Below are 18368 nucleotides of genomic sequence, written 5' to 3' on the forward strand. Positions count from 1 at the left end.
AATATTGCAACACTATTCAACCGTTTCACGGCTTCTGCTCTTTTAGCAGCTCTGAAAGTACCTGCTTAGCAAAACTATCAGGCCTTTCCTGAAGCACATGGATAGCCTGTGAGCGGATATGTCCGGATTCATCCGAAGAACAAGACGCGATAAGCTGGGCGCTTCTTAACCCCCGCATTTTGCTTAAAACAAAAATGGCTTTTCTTTTTATATTAATGTCGCTATGATTTAAAGCTGGGACCAAGGCATCTAAGGCCTCCTCTCTATCCATCGCCCCCACAAGCTCAATTAAATTTTTTACTACCGCGATATGCACATCATTAAAACGCTCTGCGGGGAGAAAACGGCACACCAGGTCCACCGGCATAGATGCCAATATCTTCCCAATGGTATGACGGCGTAAATAAGCCTCAAAATATTTGCCTTCCGGAACACCTTTTTCACATAATGCTTCGTTAACGAGAAAACCTGCGGTGTAATCCTTAAGAAGCATAACCGGCTCTTGTATATCTTGCCAGTCTTTATTAGCGTCTATTCTTTCCAAAAGCTGCTGAACAAATCTCTCAGCAATAGGCTGGATGCTTTTCTGGGCGTCTTTTGCCGTTTTTTTATCTTCAGATAATAAAGACAACACCTGCTCCAGCAGCATCGCGTCTTTTTTATCTATTGCTATCTTAAGCAGCTTATCAAGGATGGGTTTTATTATTTCAACTATGAATTTCTTATTATCCTTAAAGTTTACATTAACCGCGGCAAAACAATCTTTAAGCAATTCTATTTCTGACCTATCAATTAAAATATCAAGCAGGTCTTTGACAAAGCTTAGGAACAGGCTTTCCGAAAGCGTCTTTTCATTAAACAGGCTTATTATCTTATCAAGCAGAATCTTAACCTTATCTCCGGATTTACTATCTAACAATTGTTTGACCAACAACGCAATATCAAAAAGGCAAAGGATTTTTTTTAATTTACTGCCCGGCCAACTTAAGAAAGTATCCAATTTATCTCTTGGGTCTGTTTTTGCCCATAAAGACGGATCCAGAAACCAGTCGCATTCTTTTTGATTTGCCCCCAGATTTAAGAGTTTTCCCCTTATTACCGGAAGCAGATTTTCTTTTTGCTCCACAGAATTAATCAAACGCTTCACTGTTTCATGGAATTTTCTTATATCTGTTTGCGGATTGGCATACTGCTTAATAAGCGTGTCCGTAATAACATCATCGGGCATTTTAAAACTTAATTCCTTAACAATATCAACTCCTGCCGAGAAAGAAGCAGGCTTAGCCGAAGGGCCATTTGCTTCTTGCGTAACGTTTGGCCCGGATAAAATATTGGCCCTTAATGTCGGCTCCATGGAAAGAAGGGTCTTGGCCAGGCTTTCTTTATACTGCGGCCAATTCTTGTCCTGACCTAAGAATTTTTTGCCCATACGCTGAATGCTCTCGGACATGATCTGCGCTTTTACCTCTTCCTTGTCCCTGCCGGTCTTTGCGCTAACCTGATCCCCAATCTTATCTAACGCCTGCATGATATCTTGCGCGTGATTGGTAATCTTACCCTGGGGGTCAGTAGCCAAAGGCATTTTCCCCAAAAGATAGTCAATAAGCATAACTTCTTGCAGATTGTCCCTTTCGTGGATACGCTTGCTGGAAAGGTTATATATGGTTTCATGTATTTGTATATGGGTGAATTTACCCTCCCGCATAAGATGCGCTGCTGTTTCTTCGCCCTCGCGGGAGCCTTTACTTAATAATTCTATAAATAACGTAACTTCTTCAAGGGAAACTTCCTTAGCAAAAGAGGCATTCTCAATATTGACATCCTTAAAGAATTTCACCAGAGTATTAACAAAAAGGCCTGACAATTCTTTACCTATTCTGCGGTTATTAACGATAATACTCTGCCCTACGACAGCTATGCTTAAAACCCCCGCCTCATTAAAGATAACTGCCATCTTTTCAAAAAGGTTTTTTATGGAGCGCTGGACCATTTCATTTTGCGCGGGATACAAAATATAATTTTCAACCGCGATGCAAATATTGCGTATAAAAGCGGGGATTTCCTGCCATGCCTTTTTGCTTAAAACAACAAGCATCTTATCCTGCACGGCATCCTTTAACAATGAATGGGCGTAATCTATGGTGCGGTCATAAAAGATCCCCTTACCTTCGTCAATAATCTTCGCGTACTGTTTGGCGCGCAGGTCATCTTCAGCTTTCTTAAAGTGATAATACAATTCTCCGGCTATGCCGTTTATCTTATCGGGGTTTAGCTTTTCGGTAACCTTCCCCAAACGCGAATGCAAATCGCGCTCTTTAGCGCCTCCTAAAGCATCCAGAATAACATTTCTTATTTTATTGGTAAAAAAACTAAATTCGTCTTTTCCTTGGACGCCTTTTTCATAAACTAAGCCTATTTTCTTGGCAGCCTCCACAAGATCCAAAACATAACCCCTGTCTTCACTGTCGATCTTCTGCAGCAAATCTACCTGGAAATCTTCTCCGATGACAGCCGCCTTGGCAATCATATTGCGGGTGTCTTCATCCAAATCCTCAATACGGGAAATAATAGCTTTTTCTATAGAGCCTGGCAAATCGGCTTCATTGATATCCTTATAGGCCCAAGCGCCGGCGGAATAATATATAAACCCTTTTTCAACCATATACTTAATAGACTCTTCAATAAAAAGCGGATTTCCCGCTGTTTTATTGTATAAAAGATCATAAAAACTATCCGGCATGTTAAGGCCTTCAATAATGGACTCTACCATTTCTTGTGTTTTAGCTCTATCTAAACCGCTTAAAGACAATAGTTCAAACTGCCCGCCGGAGGCTTTAGTTTCCAGCAAGCCCTTAAGCGCGGAATCGCCAATTTGGGGAATAACCAGTTCTTCATTAGAAAACGCCCCGATAATAAGCGCCGGAAACCTTATTTTTTCCTGAATCATGGACGTAACAACTTGTAAACTATCCGGATCCATATACTGCATATCATCAAAAATAAAACACATCCTTCTGTCTTTGGAAATATTTATAATGAATTTAACTAACGCTTGCGACAATAATTCTTTCTGGCCGGCCTGTTCATCATGTCCGATGTCATTTACAGGATGCGCTTTAATCAGTTCGGATAATCCGGGTATAAAATTAAATAAATAATCTCTTTCCTGCTGGGTAAGCCCTGCTAATGCGTCCGGGGTGAGAACTTCTATATTTGTCAGAAAACTATCTACGGCCTGACCAATGGCGTGGAACGGCTGATGCAGCATCTTTTCTACGAGCCGCGCGCTTAAAATCCCTGGATTTACTGATATTGTTGAGGTGGCAGCTAATTTCTCAAAATTAGCCAAAAGCCTGCTTTTCCCGATACCAGAAGGGCCCTCTATTAAAAGCATGCGCTGCCCGCTTTGAGGCAGAGTATCCAAGGCGTAAATGAAACTATTGGTTTCTTTTTCCCGGTTGATAAAAACAGGCGCGGGAAACCTTTCCATAAGGTTCTTTTTCCAAAAGGCTTCGCCGTCAATATCAGAAACAACCGCCATGCAGTTCTTGCCTTTTTCCTTGGCCACATACAAGGCTTGATCCGCTAACTTTATAAGCCCAAGGTGTGTTTTGGCATGCGTTGGGAATCCGGCAATTCCAACGCTTACGGTAATATGGATATCTCTTCCGGAGGACGGCTCTTTAAACCTGTGTTCCGAGATCTTAGAGATAAGCCGTTGGGCGATGTTTTTAACAATCTGCTCTTCAACATTAGGAAGGATCACTGTAAATTCATCGCCAGCGTATCTTATCCTTTTATCTACGGCCTTAGTATTATCTTTGATAATTCGGGAAAGCTCTTTTAAAAGCTGATCTCCTGTTAAGTGGCCATAGGTATCATTGATCATCTTAAAGCCGTCAACATCCAGCATAAACAGCCATATCTTATATCCTGCGCCCTCGGCTTCCTGTAAAGCTACCGGAAGATATGAATACAGATAGCGGCGGTTAAAAAATCCGGTAAGATCGTCTATATACGCTAAATTTTCATTGCTTTGGGAGTGCATATTTTCTTAGTCCTTAGCTGTTACCCGATATACCTCTTCAAGGGTAGTAACCCCATTAAACACCTTTTCAAACCCGTCCTGACGCAAGGTAATAAGCTTTCCGTTTTTTATCGCCTCATCCCTTACTTGCTCTAAAGGCACCTCTCTTATGACTTGGCTTTTAATATAATCGTCAACATTAAACGCTTCTAAAAGCGCGATCCTGCCCTTATATCCGGTATTTAAACAAGAATTGCATCCGCGGCCATGATAAAACTTTCCAGAACCTGTAACCTTAAGGCCCAATTCTTTGATCATAAATTCAGGAGCGTCAGTAAATTCCTCCTTGCAATTATCGCAGATCTTACGGCAGAGCCTCTGGGCGCAAACAAGAATAAGTGAAGACGCCACCAAATACCTCTCTACCCCCATATCAATAAGCCGGGCAAAGGCGCTTACTGAATCATTGGTATGAAGGGTGCTTAATATAAGTTGACCTATAAGCGAAGCCTTAATAGCGATATCCGCTGTTTCAGTATCGCGGATTTCTCCGATCATGATAATATCCGGGCTTTGCCTTAATACCCCGCGCAGCGCGGTGGCAAAGGTAAAATCTATATCCGATCGTATATGCGTCTGGCCAATACCATCCAACTGATATTCAACCGGGTCCTCAATTGTAACCACATGGCGTTCCATAGTATTTAATTCTTTTAAAACCGAATAAAGCGTAGTAGATTTACCGCTTCCCGTGGGCCCGGTAATCAGGATCATCCCGTGGTCTTTAGACAAAGCTTCCTGCAAAAGCCTCAAAGACTGCTCTGAAAATCCCAGATCCGTTAAGCTGACCATTGCCTTAGCTTTATCCAGGATCCTTAAAACGAATTTTTCTCCGTAAATAGTGGGAAGCGAAGAAACACGGAAATCAATCTGTCTGCCATAGGCCACCAATGGGAACCTTCCGTCTTGAGGAAGATAAAATTTAGTAATATCAAGATTGGAAAGTATTTTTATGCGCGCGGCAATGCCGCGTTGCACCTTTTTGGGCAGGCCATAAGCTTTGTGCATTATCCCGTCTATGCGGTAGCGCACAGTCAAATCTTCTTCTGTTGGTTCAAGATGTATATCTGACGCCCTCTGCTGAATAGCTTCGCCTATAATCCGGTTGACCGCCTCTACTATCGGGCCTTTCTGGCTTTCCTGAATAAGATCCGCGGAATCGCTATCATCCAATTCTTCAGTCCTTATGATCTGCATAGACTTTTCTTTTTCATCGTAAGCTAAAATTTCCGGAAGGCTTTGCAGCTGAGTGTAGAAATTATTAATGCAGTCATTGACCGCCTTTTCCTTAGCCAAAACCTGTTTTATTTCACACTTCAAAGAAAGGCGCAGGTTATCCAAAGTAATAATATCCATGGGCTCCGCGATAGCCACAAGAAGGGTATCCCCTATCTTGTAAAGCGGCAGAAAAGAATATTTACGCACTATTTCTTCGGGAATAGAAGCTACAAGCCGCGGGTCAAGCTCATATTTGTAAGGATCAATAAAAGGCACATTCAAATGATACGCCACTAAAGAAAGAAGGTCTTCCTCATTAATAAAACCTTCAGAGATAAGCACTTCTTTTATTTCCTTGCCGGTCTTTCTTTGAATAGAAATTGCCTTCTCTATATCTTCGGTGGTTATCTTATTGGCATCGGTTAAGATCTTGATAAAATTTAATTTGGTTTTGCCCATATTTTCTAATCCGCAGGGGTTACCCGCAAGACCTCTTCTATAGTTATTATGCCGGCGCGGGCTAATTCCTGCGCCTCTTCCCTTAAAGTGCGCATGCCTTCCTTGCGGGCTATTTCTTTAATCACCTTCTCTTCAATATTCTTGCCCACGATAGCATCTTTAATCACGGCTGTTAGATGTAAAACCTCGGCCAATAAAATCCGCCCCTTATATCCTGTACCCATGCATTCTTTACAGCCTTTCCCGCGAAAATACGGCTGCGATGGAACAGGCTCTTTGCAATGTACGCAGATCCTGCGCGCTAATCTTTGTGAAACAATGGCGATCAATGAAGCGTTAATCAAGAATGACTCCACCCCCATATCCAACAGGCGCACTACCGACCCGGCAGCAGTAGTAGTATGAAGCGTGCTTAAAACCAAATGCCCGGTTAACGCCGCTTTAATAGCGATATCTACAGTCTCAAAATCTCGGATCTCGCCGATCATGATAATATCTGGGTCTTGCCTTAGAATAGAACGTAGGCAACGGCTAAAGTTCAGCCCAGTTTTGATATTAATAGACACCTGGTTAATCCCTTTTAGCTGATATTCAACAGGATCTTCAACGGTAATAATATTTTTTTCTGGGGTATGCACATATTTTAATAAAGAATACAAAGTAGAGGTTTTGCCTGAACCTGTGGGCCCACAAACCAAAAGCATGCCGTGGGGCAATTGGGCGGCTTTTTTAAGCCCGGATATAACCGCATCTGTTAAGCCTAACTTATTTAAATCCAATAACCCTAAAGATTTATCCAATATCCTGATCGCCACTTTCTCGCCCAATATCGTTGGGTATGATGAAACACGAAAATCAACTTCCTTGTCTTTTCTTCTAATCTTAAACTGGCCATCTTGAGGGAAACGGTGCTCCGCTATATCCAGATCCGATATGACCTTAATGCGCGACACAATAAAAGGATGAAAAGCCCGCGGCAGGCTTTCTATATGCCGGTATACCCCATCAATACGGAAACGTATCCTAGTTGCCCCTTCCAAAGGCTCAATCAACACATCGCTTGCCTTTGCGTCAATAGCTTTATCCATAATAAAATTTGTCGCTTTAACAATGGGCATCTCCTGGGTAATCTGCGCCAGGTCTTGCGCGTCAAACTCACCTCTTGTCTTAATGGAAATATCCGAAAGGCTATCTCCTAAGATATCTTCCATTTCCATATTTGCTTCTTCGGGCTTATCTCCCAGCTGAACGCCGTAATAATGATGCAATAATTTATCCATTTCAGCGCCAGCTATAACAACTGGATTGATTTTATGGCCTGATGCCTCTTGAATATCCTCTAAATCAACAACGGTGCTGAGATTTGCTATAGCTAAAAGAATCCCGTTTTCAGTCTTTATTAAGGGGAAAATACGGTATTTGCGCGCATTCTGCTCTGATACGAAACTTAATGTTTCGGCTCGGATAGTAAGCTGGGAAATGTCAAATTCGGGAACGGGGCAATTGGATTTGATAAAACCTTCAAGCTTCTGCTTATTGATCAGAATATCCTCTGTTAAAACCAGGCTTAAAGGCTTATTATTGGCAGCCTGCAGAGAAAAAACCTCGCCAACCTGGGAGGCCTTTAACAACCCATTCTGGGCGAGAAGCTGGATGATCTGACGCTTGGGATAAATCATTCAAGATTTATAGGTTAATAAAAAATTATAACCAATCACGAGGGGATAGTCAAGCGGTATTGCTTAGGGCGACTTACCTGCAAATCCGCTTGCGGAAGAAACCGCTAAATTGACAAGTTTTGTTCCCGGGCTGGTGTGGAAAATATCGCGCCTTAAGATGAAACACAAAGCGCGCCTTTTCATGCAATTACCTCTTTTTATTGGTCGAACTGGCTTCTTGAGGATTTTTCCAAAATTCCCTGATCACATAATAAGCCTGACGGGGAATCCTTTTATTTAAACCCTGCCCGCCGGCAGACTGTGCGCCTTCTGTTTCTTCGGACAATCCCACGATCCCAAACCATTCCTCATTCATATTCTTATTCCCGGGCGCCTGGTTATCAAAATAATAACTTCCGTTAGACCAGTTGGAACCGGTGTCATGAACTTTCCAGCTGCCGGGGTTAGATTCATTATTCTTCCACCATTCATCAGTCCATTCAAACATAAAACCGCCCAAACAATTTCCTTCTCCTTGGCTGCTGGAATAAAGATTGTTGTAGATCTGCCGCCACTGTGATTCCAAAAAGAATGCCTGCATCTGCTGGTCTTCTTTTTGGTTGTAGGCGTCATAACAATCTGCGCCAAACTCAGATAAGAATACCGGAAGGTCAAAAGTTGTCTTTAAAGAGCTAAAGAAATTACCGAAACTTTTCCCTCGGTAAATAATACAAGCAATAATATCAATGTCTTTACAAACCAAAGAAGCAGTATCAAGGCCAAACAATTCACCGTTTCCTAAGGCAACCGGATGGGCTGTGTCAATTTTCTTTATTTCCCGGGCTATATCATTAACATACGAATAATAAATCTTGGCGCGCATAGATTGCTGGGCACGGGGGTCTTTTTCATTGTCTATTTCTTCTGTGGACCACGGGTTAACCCTGCCCAAACAGGAATAATTATTTTCGTTACCCAAGATCCAGCACAACACCCCGGGTTCATCTTTGTAAAGGCGCACCATTTCCAAGACTTCATTCTTTATTTTTTTCTGGAATTCTTGATTTCCGTAGAATGGACAGGGATAATTCCAAAACCCCAGCCAGCTTCCTAACGCGGTGCGAATACCAAATTTCTCATAGAGATCTCTTATGACAAGCCTGACTTTCTCCGGGTCTTCGCCTGATTCATACAAGCGCACTGCGTTAATGCCCATATCCTGCATTAGTTTGCCGTCTACCAACCACGGCTTATGGGGGTCCTGATACCATTCATATTCATGGCCTTGCCCCACAGAAACAGGATTATAGCAAACCCCTTTGATAACAAATGGTTTTCCATCTACCATTAATTGATACCGGCTATTCGTTGATTTTTTTATATAAACAGAGGGCTTAGGCGCAGCAAAAGAAACACCAAAAGATACCGCCAAAAAGAACAGAAACAAGGGGACGGTTCTATTTTTCAGCATAAAAATAGAACCGTCCCCTTTATTCGAACCGTCCCCTTTATTCGAATTCCGAATCCTAAATTCTGTTTTATTCATACTTTATTTCATCAAGAGAGAATACTACGCCGTCAGGATTAACATCAAGATTAGTCGCCCAGCAAAAACCTCCAATAATATAAGAAAGATCCTTTCCTTTCAAATCAATTGTGTACTGGGTCCATTCTTTATTTAATATAACTGGACCTATTCCGGAGCTATCAGAATCAGAGAATTCACCCATAATGCCTCCTAGCTTGAATTCTTCAATTCTTTCTCCGCCTTTTTCACCGCGCGCCCAGAAAGTAACTTTGACAGCTTTAGAAAGATCATACCCGGCATCTACGCTTCCCCAGTTATTCGCTGGATTCTGCCAATAAGTCCCTGCCCAGCGCGAACCTTGAGTAGCTTTATTGTTATAGGTAATCTTAATACAGGTATCGCCTAAATAGGGATCTTCTTTGCTGTTAGTATCGATCTTGATATCGCTGTAATCGCCCATCCATCCCGCTGGAATAAAATGATTCTTGGCTGACGAACGGTCTGAAAACACGTAAAAAGGCATAGCTTCCTGTTTTCTTCCCTCTGGCTTCAAAGTCGGGTCCATTTCAAATCTAATATCATCAATATAAAATGTAGCGCCGTTAGGATTGACATCAGCGTTAGTCACCCAGCCAAAACCTGCGCTTATATAAGAAAGGTCTTTGCCGGCTAAATTAATGCTGTATTCTTTCCATGCGTCAGTTAATTCCACAGGGCCCATCTCAACAGTAGCAGAATCAGGATATGTTCCTTTAATGCCTCCTAAAATAAACTTCTGGATAACTTCTCCGCCTTTTTCACCGCGCGCCCAGAAAACAATCTTGTTCATGCCGGTTAAATCAAAGCCGCCTTTTTTAGAACCCCAGTTATTCGCTGGATTCTGCCAATAAACCCCTACCCAGCCCTGGCCTTGGGATCTTTTCGCAGAATAAATAAATTTCAGGCAGCTTGCGCCAGAATGGGCATTGTTCATTTCCTGATCATTCATGATCACATCACCCGTATCTCCCATCCAACCAGAAGGGATATAGTGGTTTTCTGGAGAACGCTTATCCGCATAAACACCAAACACCTTGTCCGTTGAGGCCAGCGCAGGCGCGGCAGCCGGCGCAGACTCTTCAGCAACAGCCACAGAGACTATCCCTACCAAGCCTAACACGGCAATTGCCATTAATGCCAATTTCTTCATTTTACTTCCTCCTTTTTATTTTTATCTATTTTAAGCACTCTTTTCTGTTTTTATTCTCTAATTTTGAATTTTTAGTTTTTAGTTTTGAACTTTTAATCCCCCTTTCTACCTCCAAAGCTTTTGATATAAATAATAAGATTTGCGTAAATGCCTCAAGAATGGGCTATCTTTGCCTTGGCCTTGCGAACAAAGGCCAAACCATTCTTCATAGTAATATCCGTCCGGAAACGGGCCTATAGCGATACCTTTAGTATCATGCAGGCTTGGCTCATAAGCCTTCCACCATTCATCCACCCACTCAAAAACTACTGCCCCGATAGAATTACCGGCGCCTTCTTGAAAAGCCATATTCATAGCGATATCTTCCCATGCTGCCTTATGGTAGTTAGCCTGAAGCTGTTCGCCTTCTTCTGGTAACCTGCCTTGAGAATAAGCAGGACAGCCGTATTCTGTGATAAATACCGGGACATCTGCTGCTTCTTTTACCTGCTTCCACAAAAATCCAAAGCCATAATCCCCCCTGTAGGCATTAATGCCGAAAATGTCCACAGCTGGGGCGTTCTTAGAGAAACTATTTAAGTATAGCACATCTCCGTTGCAAATAGCAACCGGATGGGCTGTGTCAATAGATTTGATCATTTCCGCCGCCTGGTTGACAAAAGAAAAATAAGCGTCCGGCTCTTTGTCCGCGTTGCAAGCATAACCATAGACATTTTCATTTCCCAAAAGCCAAAACAAAATATAAGGCTCATTTTTATATTCTTCCACCATTTTTCTCACAGATGCGAGCATATTCTTTTTATGCTCCGGGTTCTTGTAATCTGTCCCCGGATTCCAGGAGGCCCCTGAACCAATGGCATATTTACCCAAGAAATCCCCCATGATTACTCTTATGCCGTATTTCTCATACATCTGGCGCAATATTTGTTTATCCGGCTGAAATGGCTGATGATATATCCTCATGGTATTTACGCCCATCATCTTCATCAGCCTAAAATCCCCAACTGAAGGCTCATTGGAATCTTGTTTGCCGTTATTATTACGGTCCACATAGGCGTCATACGGCCCATCAATCTTACCGTTTTTATTAAAATCACTCTTCATCCAATCACTCAATGTTTTGTCATCCGGGGATTCGCCTATCTTTGTGGGGGCATAAGTGATGCCTTTTATAATATAAGGCCTGCCATCAACTATCATCTGCCAATCGCCGTTCTTATACTGGATAAGATGCACCTTGCCTTTACCGCGGCGCCTTTTAATGTTCAATAAATCATACGCCGGGCGAGGGGTAATCTTTTGCAGAAAGGTCACCTTTTCAAACTTGCCCGGGTTGGCAATCACAATGTCATTAGCAACACTATTATCATAACCATTTATTATCTTAATATCCAGGCCTGTAAGCCGATAGCCGATTTGAGGGTTGCTGCGCAAAAGAGAAATTACTTTACTTGCGGCGGCCTGCCCTATGTACCAAGGCGTATGCCAATAGGTCCAACCGTAACTGCCCGGAAAATGCACCACAATGGCGTAATAACATTTGATCGCCTGCTTGATTAACCCCGACTTTTCAAACATCAATCCTGTATAAAACAGTTTGGTGGCCGGCGATTCCGGAGCAGTAGCCCATTTTAAGAAAGCCGCCTCCAGGTCCGGAGAATGCACAAAATCCCAGTGGCTTCCCTCAAGCCGTTTCTCTTTAAGGGCCTTTTTATACTCCGGGTCCCAGCGCACAGAAGTAGTATTAGGATAAATGCCTTCGCCAACAGCCGCGCTTAATCCCTCTTGATCATTAATCACATATTTATAATCTTTTGTGCCCGCCCCAATAAATTGGCCATATTTAGCATAATCCACAAATTCTTCCCTGCCCGCGTCATAAAGGATTATTTTTGTGACCAACTGGCTGACTTGAGGTTTTTGCTCTTGCCCAATAACACCTGTATTGATTTTCTCAAGGCTCTTTTTACTGGCGTCAGCAATCTGCCAATACCATCCGCGCGGATCCCAGCTTTGCGCAAAAGAATATTTATCAATAATAAGCTGAAAGGTTTTCTTGGCATCCTCAATTTTATCCTGGCGCATATAACTTTCAGCCTGGATAAAATAGGCCACCGCCACATCATTTAGCGCCTGGACGGAAGCGATTTCTTTATCTTTAGGAAGGCTTGTTAATGACGCCTGCTCTTGGGCCGCTTCTTGCTTATATAACTGGATACACTGATTGGTATATTGGAAAGTCGCCTCTACATCATACTTACCATGCGCTTCCCAAGCTTTAGTAATTAATTCACTGGAAGATGGCTTATCTTCTGCAAGCGCAAAATGTAAAGCGAAAAACGCAAAACCAAAACTTAAAACTAAAAGTTTTAAATTTTGAATTATAATTTTACGCTTTGCGCTTTTCGTTTTTCGCTGAAATTTCATTTTACAATCACTCCTCTAGTCACGTCTTTCTTTTCTGCGCTTTTCTTCTTCAACTCGCTTTTCTTCGCTTCGTCTTTCTCCTCTTCGCCTTTCAACCTGCATGCGAACGTCATGGCACTTAGCCTCTGACATGTCAAAAGTCATAATAATAAAAATTGCCGCCAGGGAAGTAACAATCGGAATGCCGATATCGCACAGGCGCATATACAATAAAGCCTTGGGCGTCTGGTTGGCGGCTAACGCGATATTAAAGCCGGTTACATTTAAGAGAACCCCGGAGAGAACCGAGGCGCCTGCCTGCCCGAGTTTTTGTATCCACCAATAAATACCGCTAAACATACCTTCTCTGCGGGTGCCGGTTTGCAGTTCGTCCAGATCGCAGACATCAGCAACCATGGAAGGAACCATGGTAAAAAGCGCCCCCAGATGAAATGCCAGAAACGGGACAGCGATCATCAATAAATAGGGATGTTGAGGATTATACCCTATCCATTTCAAGGCATAACCAAAAATTGCCAGGCACATGGCAATTAAAAAGGTCTTTCTTTTCCCAAGCTTTGTGGAAATCCAGGTAGTCAAAGAAATTGCAATAAAAGTACAGATGGAACTAGCCGTTCCAAACCAACCCAATAATGTTCCGCCTTTACCCCAATCTCCAGCATAAACATAATATACAATAACATACAGCGTAAAGGCGCTGGCTAACATGAATCCGTTGAAGATCAAGAATGTTACCGCGATAAGCTTAACAAAGGGAATGCACTTTAAAGAAGTCGCGCAATTGCTCAACAGTCCCTTTATAACATTCCAATATCCCTTTTCTTTCTTAGGCCTGGGCAAATCAGCGAATTGCTCTTTATTAAAAATAGCCGGAAGAATGCCTCCAACTATGATAAAAACCCCAACCATAATAGATATAGACCGCGCTCCATGGACAATATCCGTAAACATCGCTTTGTTATTCATCAGCTTAAAAAACCAGGGCGCGACAAGCCAGGCAATTTGAGCGAAAAAATTGCTGAATCCCTGCAAGCGGGTACGCTCATGATAATCAGGCGTCATTTCATACCCTAGCGCGATCCAGGGGATAGAATAACAGGCAAAAGAAATAACAAAGAAACATTGGATTATTAAAAAGTACCAAAAATAGAAACTTTCAACATGCCCCTTATGCAGCTGGAACATGAGCGCGAATAAAACACCCGAAGTAACAGCCCCAAAAAATATCCAAGGCTTACGTCGCCCCCAGCGGGTCCGGGTATTGTCTGAACTATGGCCGATCAATGGATCTGAAAAGGCATCAATAAGCCGCGGGATGGCCCCAATCAAGCCCACTAAAGCCGGGTTCATGCCTAACCCTAAGTTTAAAACAATAACCAGCGATCCAATAGCCGCGGCCTGGAATTGATTAACCAGCGACCCTATGCTATATGCTAATTTCTGAAAAATAGAAATACGGTCTTTGCTAGCTGTAGTATGGTGTTTTAACTTACCGGCTGATTGTTCCATTAATTAACCTTTCTGTTTTTGATTAAAACCCCTTTTAACGACAAGTGTTGCATTATAACAAATATATCCGCCCTAAGCAATGTTATTGTCCGCCCTTAAAAGCTTATTCAAATACGCTGGCTTGGATCACTCCCCTGACAATATGCTTCTGCATTAATAAATACACTATAATTATAGGAAGCGCGGTTATAGTCAATCCCGCCATCAAAAGCGGGTAATTAGTCAAAAATTCCCCCTGAAACAAAACTAATGCCCGCTGAAGCGGCATCAGGCTTTTATTGTCAAATATCACAAGGGCCAAAACATATTCATTCCAAACATTAAGCGCGTTAAAAACCACCACCACCGCAATCATCGGCCTGGCAAAAGGCAATGCCACATGCCACCAGATGCCGATTTTGGAACAACCATCAATGCGCGCGGCGTCCTCAAGCTCTTTTGGCATCTTGTCAAAAAAGGTTTTAAGCAGGAATATGCTGCTTGATAAGCCAACATTGATCATGCATAAAATATAACCGATAGAGGTATCTCTTAATTGTAATTTATTTAAGAGCACGTATAGCGCCACAAAGCTTCCTGGAATAGGGATCATCATCGCCGCTATAAAAGTTAAAAACATCACATTCTTCCCGGGAAAACGAAAACGGGAAAAAGCATACCCCGCCAGAGAAGCAATAACCACGATCCCAAGCACAACCGAAACAGTATAGAAAATACTGTTTAAGAAATTCCCCCCGAATCCGCCTTGTTGCCAGGCATTAAAATAGTTTTCAAAATGAAATTTACGCGGGATCAGTGAACCGCTTGAAAAAATCGTATCTTGCGTCTTGAAACTTGCGCAAACCATCCACAATAACGGATAAAGGCAGGTAATAGCCACACTAATAAGAAATAAGTGGATGAAGGAATTTAAAATGGCTTTCTTTATCTTGTAATAAGCGCTGTTTTTCATTCTCGTGTTTTTACTTTGACAGAAAAACGATACTGGATAAATGAAATAGCCACCAGAACCAACCCAAAGGTAACCCCTTGCGCGCAGGCATAGCCAAAACGCGAGCTGCCGCGCATTGAAGCTAAAATCCTTAAGACCGGCACTGACGTATGCCCGGCGAATTCTCCTGCTACCAATCCAATGATCAAGGCAAACACCTGCATACTGCCTAAGACCGTGAGTATCCCCACTAAAACAATAACCGGCAGCATCAAGGGGACTGTAATCTTGCGAAAAGACTGCCAGGCATTTGCTCCGTCAACGCGCGCCGCTTCATAAAGTTCGCGCGGAATAGTTTGCAACCCCGCCAAGAATATAAGAAACCCCCAACCAAACCCCTTCCAGCAATGCACTATTGCTACGGTAGTAAGCACAGTCTTAGGATCAGACAACCAGTTGTGCGCTAAATTAGATAAACCAACCTGAATAAGCATGCGGTTAATAATATTTGCTCCGTCAATATCATTGATAATAAAACGCCCCACCATGCCCACTACTATTTCCGATAATATGGGAGGAATGAAAAATATCAAGCGATACCAATTTTTCATCCGGATTTCACGGTCACACGCCCAGGCCAGCATAAATGCCAATATGTTCTGAAAGGTAAGCGCGATCAAAGTAATATACCCGGCATTGCCCATCGCCTGCCACCAACTCGCATCCTGAAAGAATATTTCTTTAAAATTAGCCAGGCCCACAAAAACACGTGTGAGCGATATCCCATCCCATTCATAAAGCCCGAGTTGAAAAACCCAGATAAACGGAATTATATAAAATACAGAAAAAATCGCCACCGCCGGCAGCACAAAGGCATAATTTTCTAAAGTAGATTTTATCCGCATCAGCGTTTCTTTTTCAGTTCGCGTTGCTTAATCTTCTGCACTTGGCTTGCCACCTGTTCGGGGGTTTTTTCTCCCAGAACAATCGACTGCAATCCCCTGTCCAGATTCTCCAGCACCAAAGGAAATTCCGAAACATCCCAAACATTAGGATGCGTGGTTAATTCTATATTATTGGCAAACTGCGCTAAATTCGCAGAGATCTTGCCCATCGCCTCTTTATTCGCCGGAAGATTTAAAGTCATTTCTGCCAAATATGCCTGCTGATCAACATAAGTCAACCACTTTAAGAATTTTACCGCCTCTTCTTTATTTTTTGATTTAGCATTGACCATAAATGAGGAGCCCGCGCCTCCCCAGATGCTCATGGGAAATTTGTCTGAAAACTTGGGCGGAAGCATTGCGGCGTAATCTAAAGACGGATTCATTGATTTATATACATTCACGCACCACGAACCGTTAAAAGCAAAAACAGCCCTTTGATTAGAAAACAGCTGTTCCGCGGTTTTGTTCTCCATGGTCAAGATCCCGTCGGAAACAATGCCGGAATCCTTCATCTGTTTAAACAAAGTAAACACCTTTATCCAGTCAGGATCCGTGTAAGCAACCTCTCCCCGGATGGTAGCTAAGACTTTATCTTTACCCATGATATTAAAAGCATAATTATTAGCAAAACAATCTATCATCCAGGCATCGCCCCATCCGGAAACCAGGCCCTGTAATTTGGCTTCTTTGATCCTCTTGCCCATTTCAAGCCATTGCGTAAAGGTTTGAGGCGCCAGCTGCGGGTTAAACCCCAATTGCTTTAATAAAGTTTTATTATAGACCATCTGGATAGTCATAATATCCAGCGGCACGCCGTAAATCCCCGGCCTGACATCATAAATATTTCCTTCGATAAATTCATTTACTGCCAAGGCCTTGGCAAAAAATTTATTTCTCCACGCGCCAAAGCCATCATCCATATAAGCAGTTAGGTCTAAAATATGGCCGGCCTTGATAAAAGAAGCAAAATCCCTCTTCTGGCCCAAAACGCCAAAAATATCCGGCAGAGTCGCGCCCTGAGCGGCGCCGCGCACTTTCTGCGAATAGGCGTCCGATGGGGCATAAAGCTCAAAGTTAACTTTGATACCGGTTTTTTCCTGATAACGTTTAGCTAATTCCTGAAAGGCGGGGTCACGGTCAGTCATCCAATGCCAGACTGTGATAGTGTTGGTTTTATTTTGCGCAGGGCTGGTGCATCCGGCAAATAATAACAATGCCACTAGCAAAATAAATCTCATCCTAAAAAATAACTGCCTCATCTGTCCGTCATTCCTTTGGTTTAAGGTATTAGGATTTCGGAAACGAATACGGCTAAATAATGGTTTTTCGCAAGGTTTGTTACCCTACGGGGGGAATATATATATTTAACATATTATTATCAGCTTTTCAAGAAAAATCTATATATAATTATATCTTAAATGCCCTTTAAGTTACGGCCTTAAAAGCCGCGCCAAATTCATAAAATCCGCCTTCTCAAGATTTATGCCAGAGTGAAAATCATTGTTAATCATCTTTGACCAAGAAACCATGCCGCGGGCATATACCGGCTCTTGGCGCGCTGAGGCATGGATCCATAGCTCCAAAGCGCTGTTAATTGGGATAAGGGTATTGCTTAAAATCCTTAAGCCTTTAGCGCTTATATCTTGGGTCTTGGCTTCGCCCTCTTGATTAAAATCCGGGCTTAAGAATTTAACTGTAAAATCCGCCGGGAAACGCGCGAAGACCCTCTGATCCTGGGGAATTTTATCATGCGAGAACTGGTCATCAGCGTTATTAGAAACGTTGTCCTTCCACCATTTCCTATCCACTTGCTGCGGAAAATCCGCTCTTAAGAATTGGTAGATTTTTTCTTTATCTTGGTCGCTTATCTTAGTAAAATATACGCCATAGGTATTCTCACCGTCAATAAGCCTATGCCAAATGATCCAGGCATCAACATTTAGGATAATATCATCGGAAAGGCTAAGCTGCATTTTAAAAAGGCGCTGATAGGGAAGACGGGCGTCTAAAACAACCTGCATGCCCTTAAGATTCAAGTCTTTAAGCACCCCCTCATAAACACTGGGCGCGGTATTATCCAGCTTGATTTTAATATTACGCTTAATCTGCCATCGGGTTAACTGCCGGCCTTCTTGCATTTTATTTTTCCTCTTAATAAAGGACTCTAAACATATGTGTCTTAAACAAGTTAAATCTTTCGCGCCTATTTAAAGTATATGGTAAAAATAATCAAATTGCAACCGTTTTCTTTTCCCCATTAGTGGTAGACGCTTTAGCTAAAGTATTGCAATGCAATAACTTATGAAACAATTCCGGGTATGCATAAAAATATTTTTCCCTCATATTTAATTCATCGCACCCGGATTTTAATTGTAACATCATACACCGCAGGTATTTAGATAAAGCGTCTACCTT

The 18368-nt window shown here is 42.4% G+C and carries 11 protein-coding genes; all 11 read right to left on the reverse strand.

Annotated elements, in window-relative coordinates:
- Positions 1-25: 25 nt before the first annotated feature.
- The gene (locus tag MUF05_01000; protein MCU0665664.1) at positions 26-4048 is read right to left on the reverse strand and encodes a diguanylate cyclase; all 4023 of its coding nucleotides are present in this window, start codon (positions 4046-4048) and stop codon (positions 26-28) included.
- A gap of 6 nt (positions 4049-4054) precedes the next feature.
- Complete coding sequence (locus MUF05_01005; GenBank protein ID MCU0665665.1) at positions 4055-5764, reverse strand: GspE/PulE family protein; 1710 nt, start codon at positions 5762-5764, stop codon at positions 4055-4057.
- Between the two features lie 5 nt (positions 5765-5769).
- On the reverse strand, positions 5770-7443 hold the full coding sequence (locus MUF05_01010; protein MCU0665666.1) for a GspE/PulE family protein: 1674 nt from the start codon (positions 7441-7443) through the stop codon (positions 5770-5772).
- A 187-nt stretch (positions 7444-7630) separates the two neighbouring features.
- Positions 7631-8893, reverse strand: a complete 1263-nt coding sequence (locus MUF05_01015; protein ID MCU0665667.1) for a hypothetical protein — start codon at positions 8891-8893, stop codon at positions 7631-7633.
- A 67-nt stretch (positions 8894-8960) separates the two neighbouring features.
- The gene (locus MUF05_01020; GenBank protein ID MCU0665668.1) at positions 8961-10139 is read right to left on the reverse strand and encodes a hypothetical protein; all 1179 of its coding nucleotides are present in this window, start codon (positions 10137-10139) and stop codon (positions 8961-8963) included.
- Between the two features lie 105 nt (positions 10140-10244).
- Positions 10245-12566, reverse strand: a complete 2322-nt coding sequence (locus MUF05_01025) for a hypothetical protein (protein MCU0665669.1) — start codon at positions 12564-12566, stop codon at positions 10245-10247.
- Between the two features lie 15 nt (positions 12567-12581).
- Positions 12582-14075, reverse strand: coding sequence for an MFS transporter (locus MUF05_01030; protein MCU0665670.1), 1494 nt, complete (start codon positions 14073-14075; stop codon positions 12582-12584).
- Between the two features lie 103 nt (positions 14076-14178).
- Positions 14179-15027: a carbohydrate ABC transporter permease gene (locus MUF05_01035; GenBank protein ID MCU0665671.1), complete on the reverse strand. Its 849-nt coding sequence runs from the start codon at positions 15025-15027 to the stop codon at positions 14179-14181.
- The gene (locus MUF05_01040) at positions 15024-15911 is read right to left on the reverse strand and encodes a sugar ABC transporter permease (protein MCU0665672.1); all 888 of its coding nucleotides are present in this window, start codon (positions 15909-15911) and stop codon (positions 15024-15026) included. The genes MUF05_01035 and MUF05_01040 overlap by 4 nt, the downstream gene beginning before the upstream one ends.
- Positions 15911-17212 (reverse strand): extracellular solute-binding protein, encoded by a 1302-nt coding sequence (locus MUF05_01045; protein ID MCU0665673.1) that lies wholly within the window; start codon positions 17210-17212, stop codon positions 15911-15913. Before MUF05_01045 ends, MUF05_01040 begins: the two co-directional genes overlap by 1 nt.
- Positions 17213-17383: 171 nt before the next feature.
- Positions 17384-18091 carry a PilZ domain-containing protein gene (locus MUF05_01050; protein ID MCU0665674.1) on the reverse strand — a complete coding sequence of 236 codons (708 nt, stop codon included), beginning with the start codon at positions 18089-18091 and terminating at the stop codon, positions 17384-17386.
- Between the last annotated feature and the right edge of the window lie 277 nt (positions 18092-18368).

Source organism: Candidatus Omnitrophota bacterium (assembly GCA_025453395.1).
Taxonomy (GTDB): domain Bacteria; phylum Omnitrophota; class Gorgyraeia; order Gygaellales; family Profunditerraquicolaceae; genus JAlOQK01.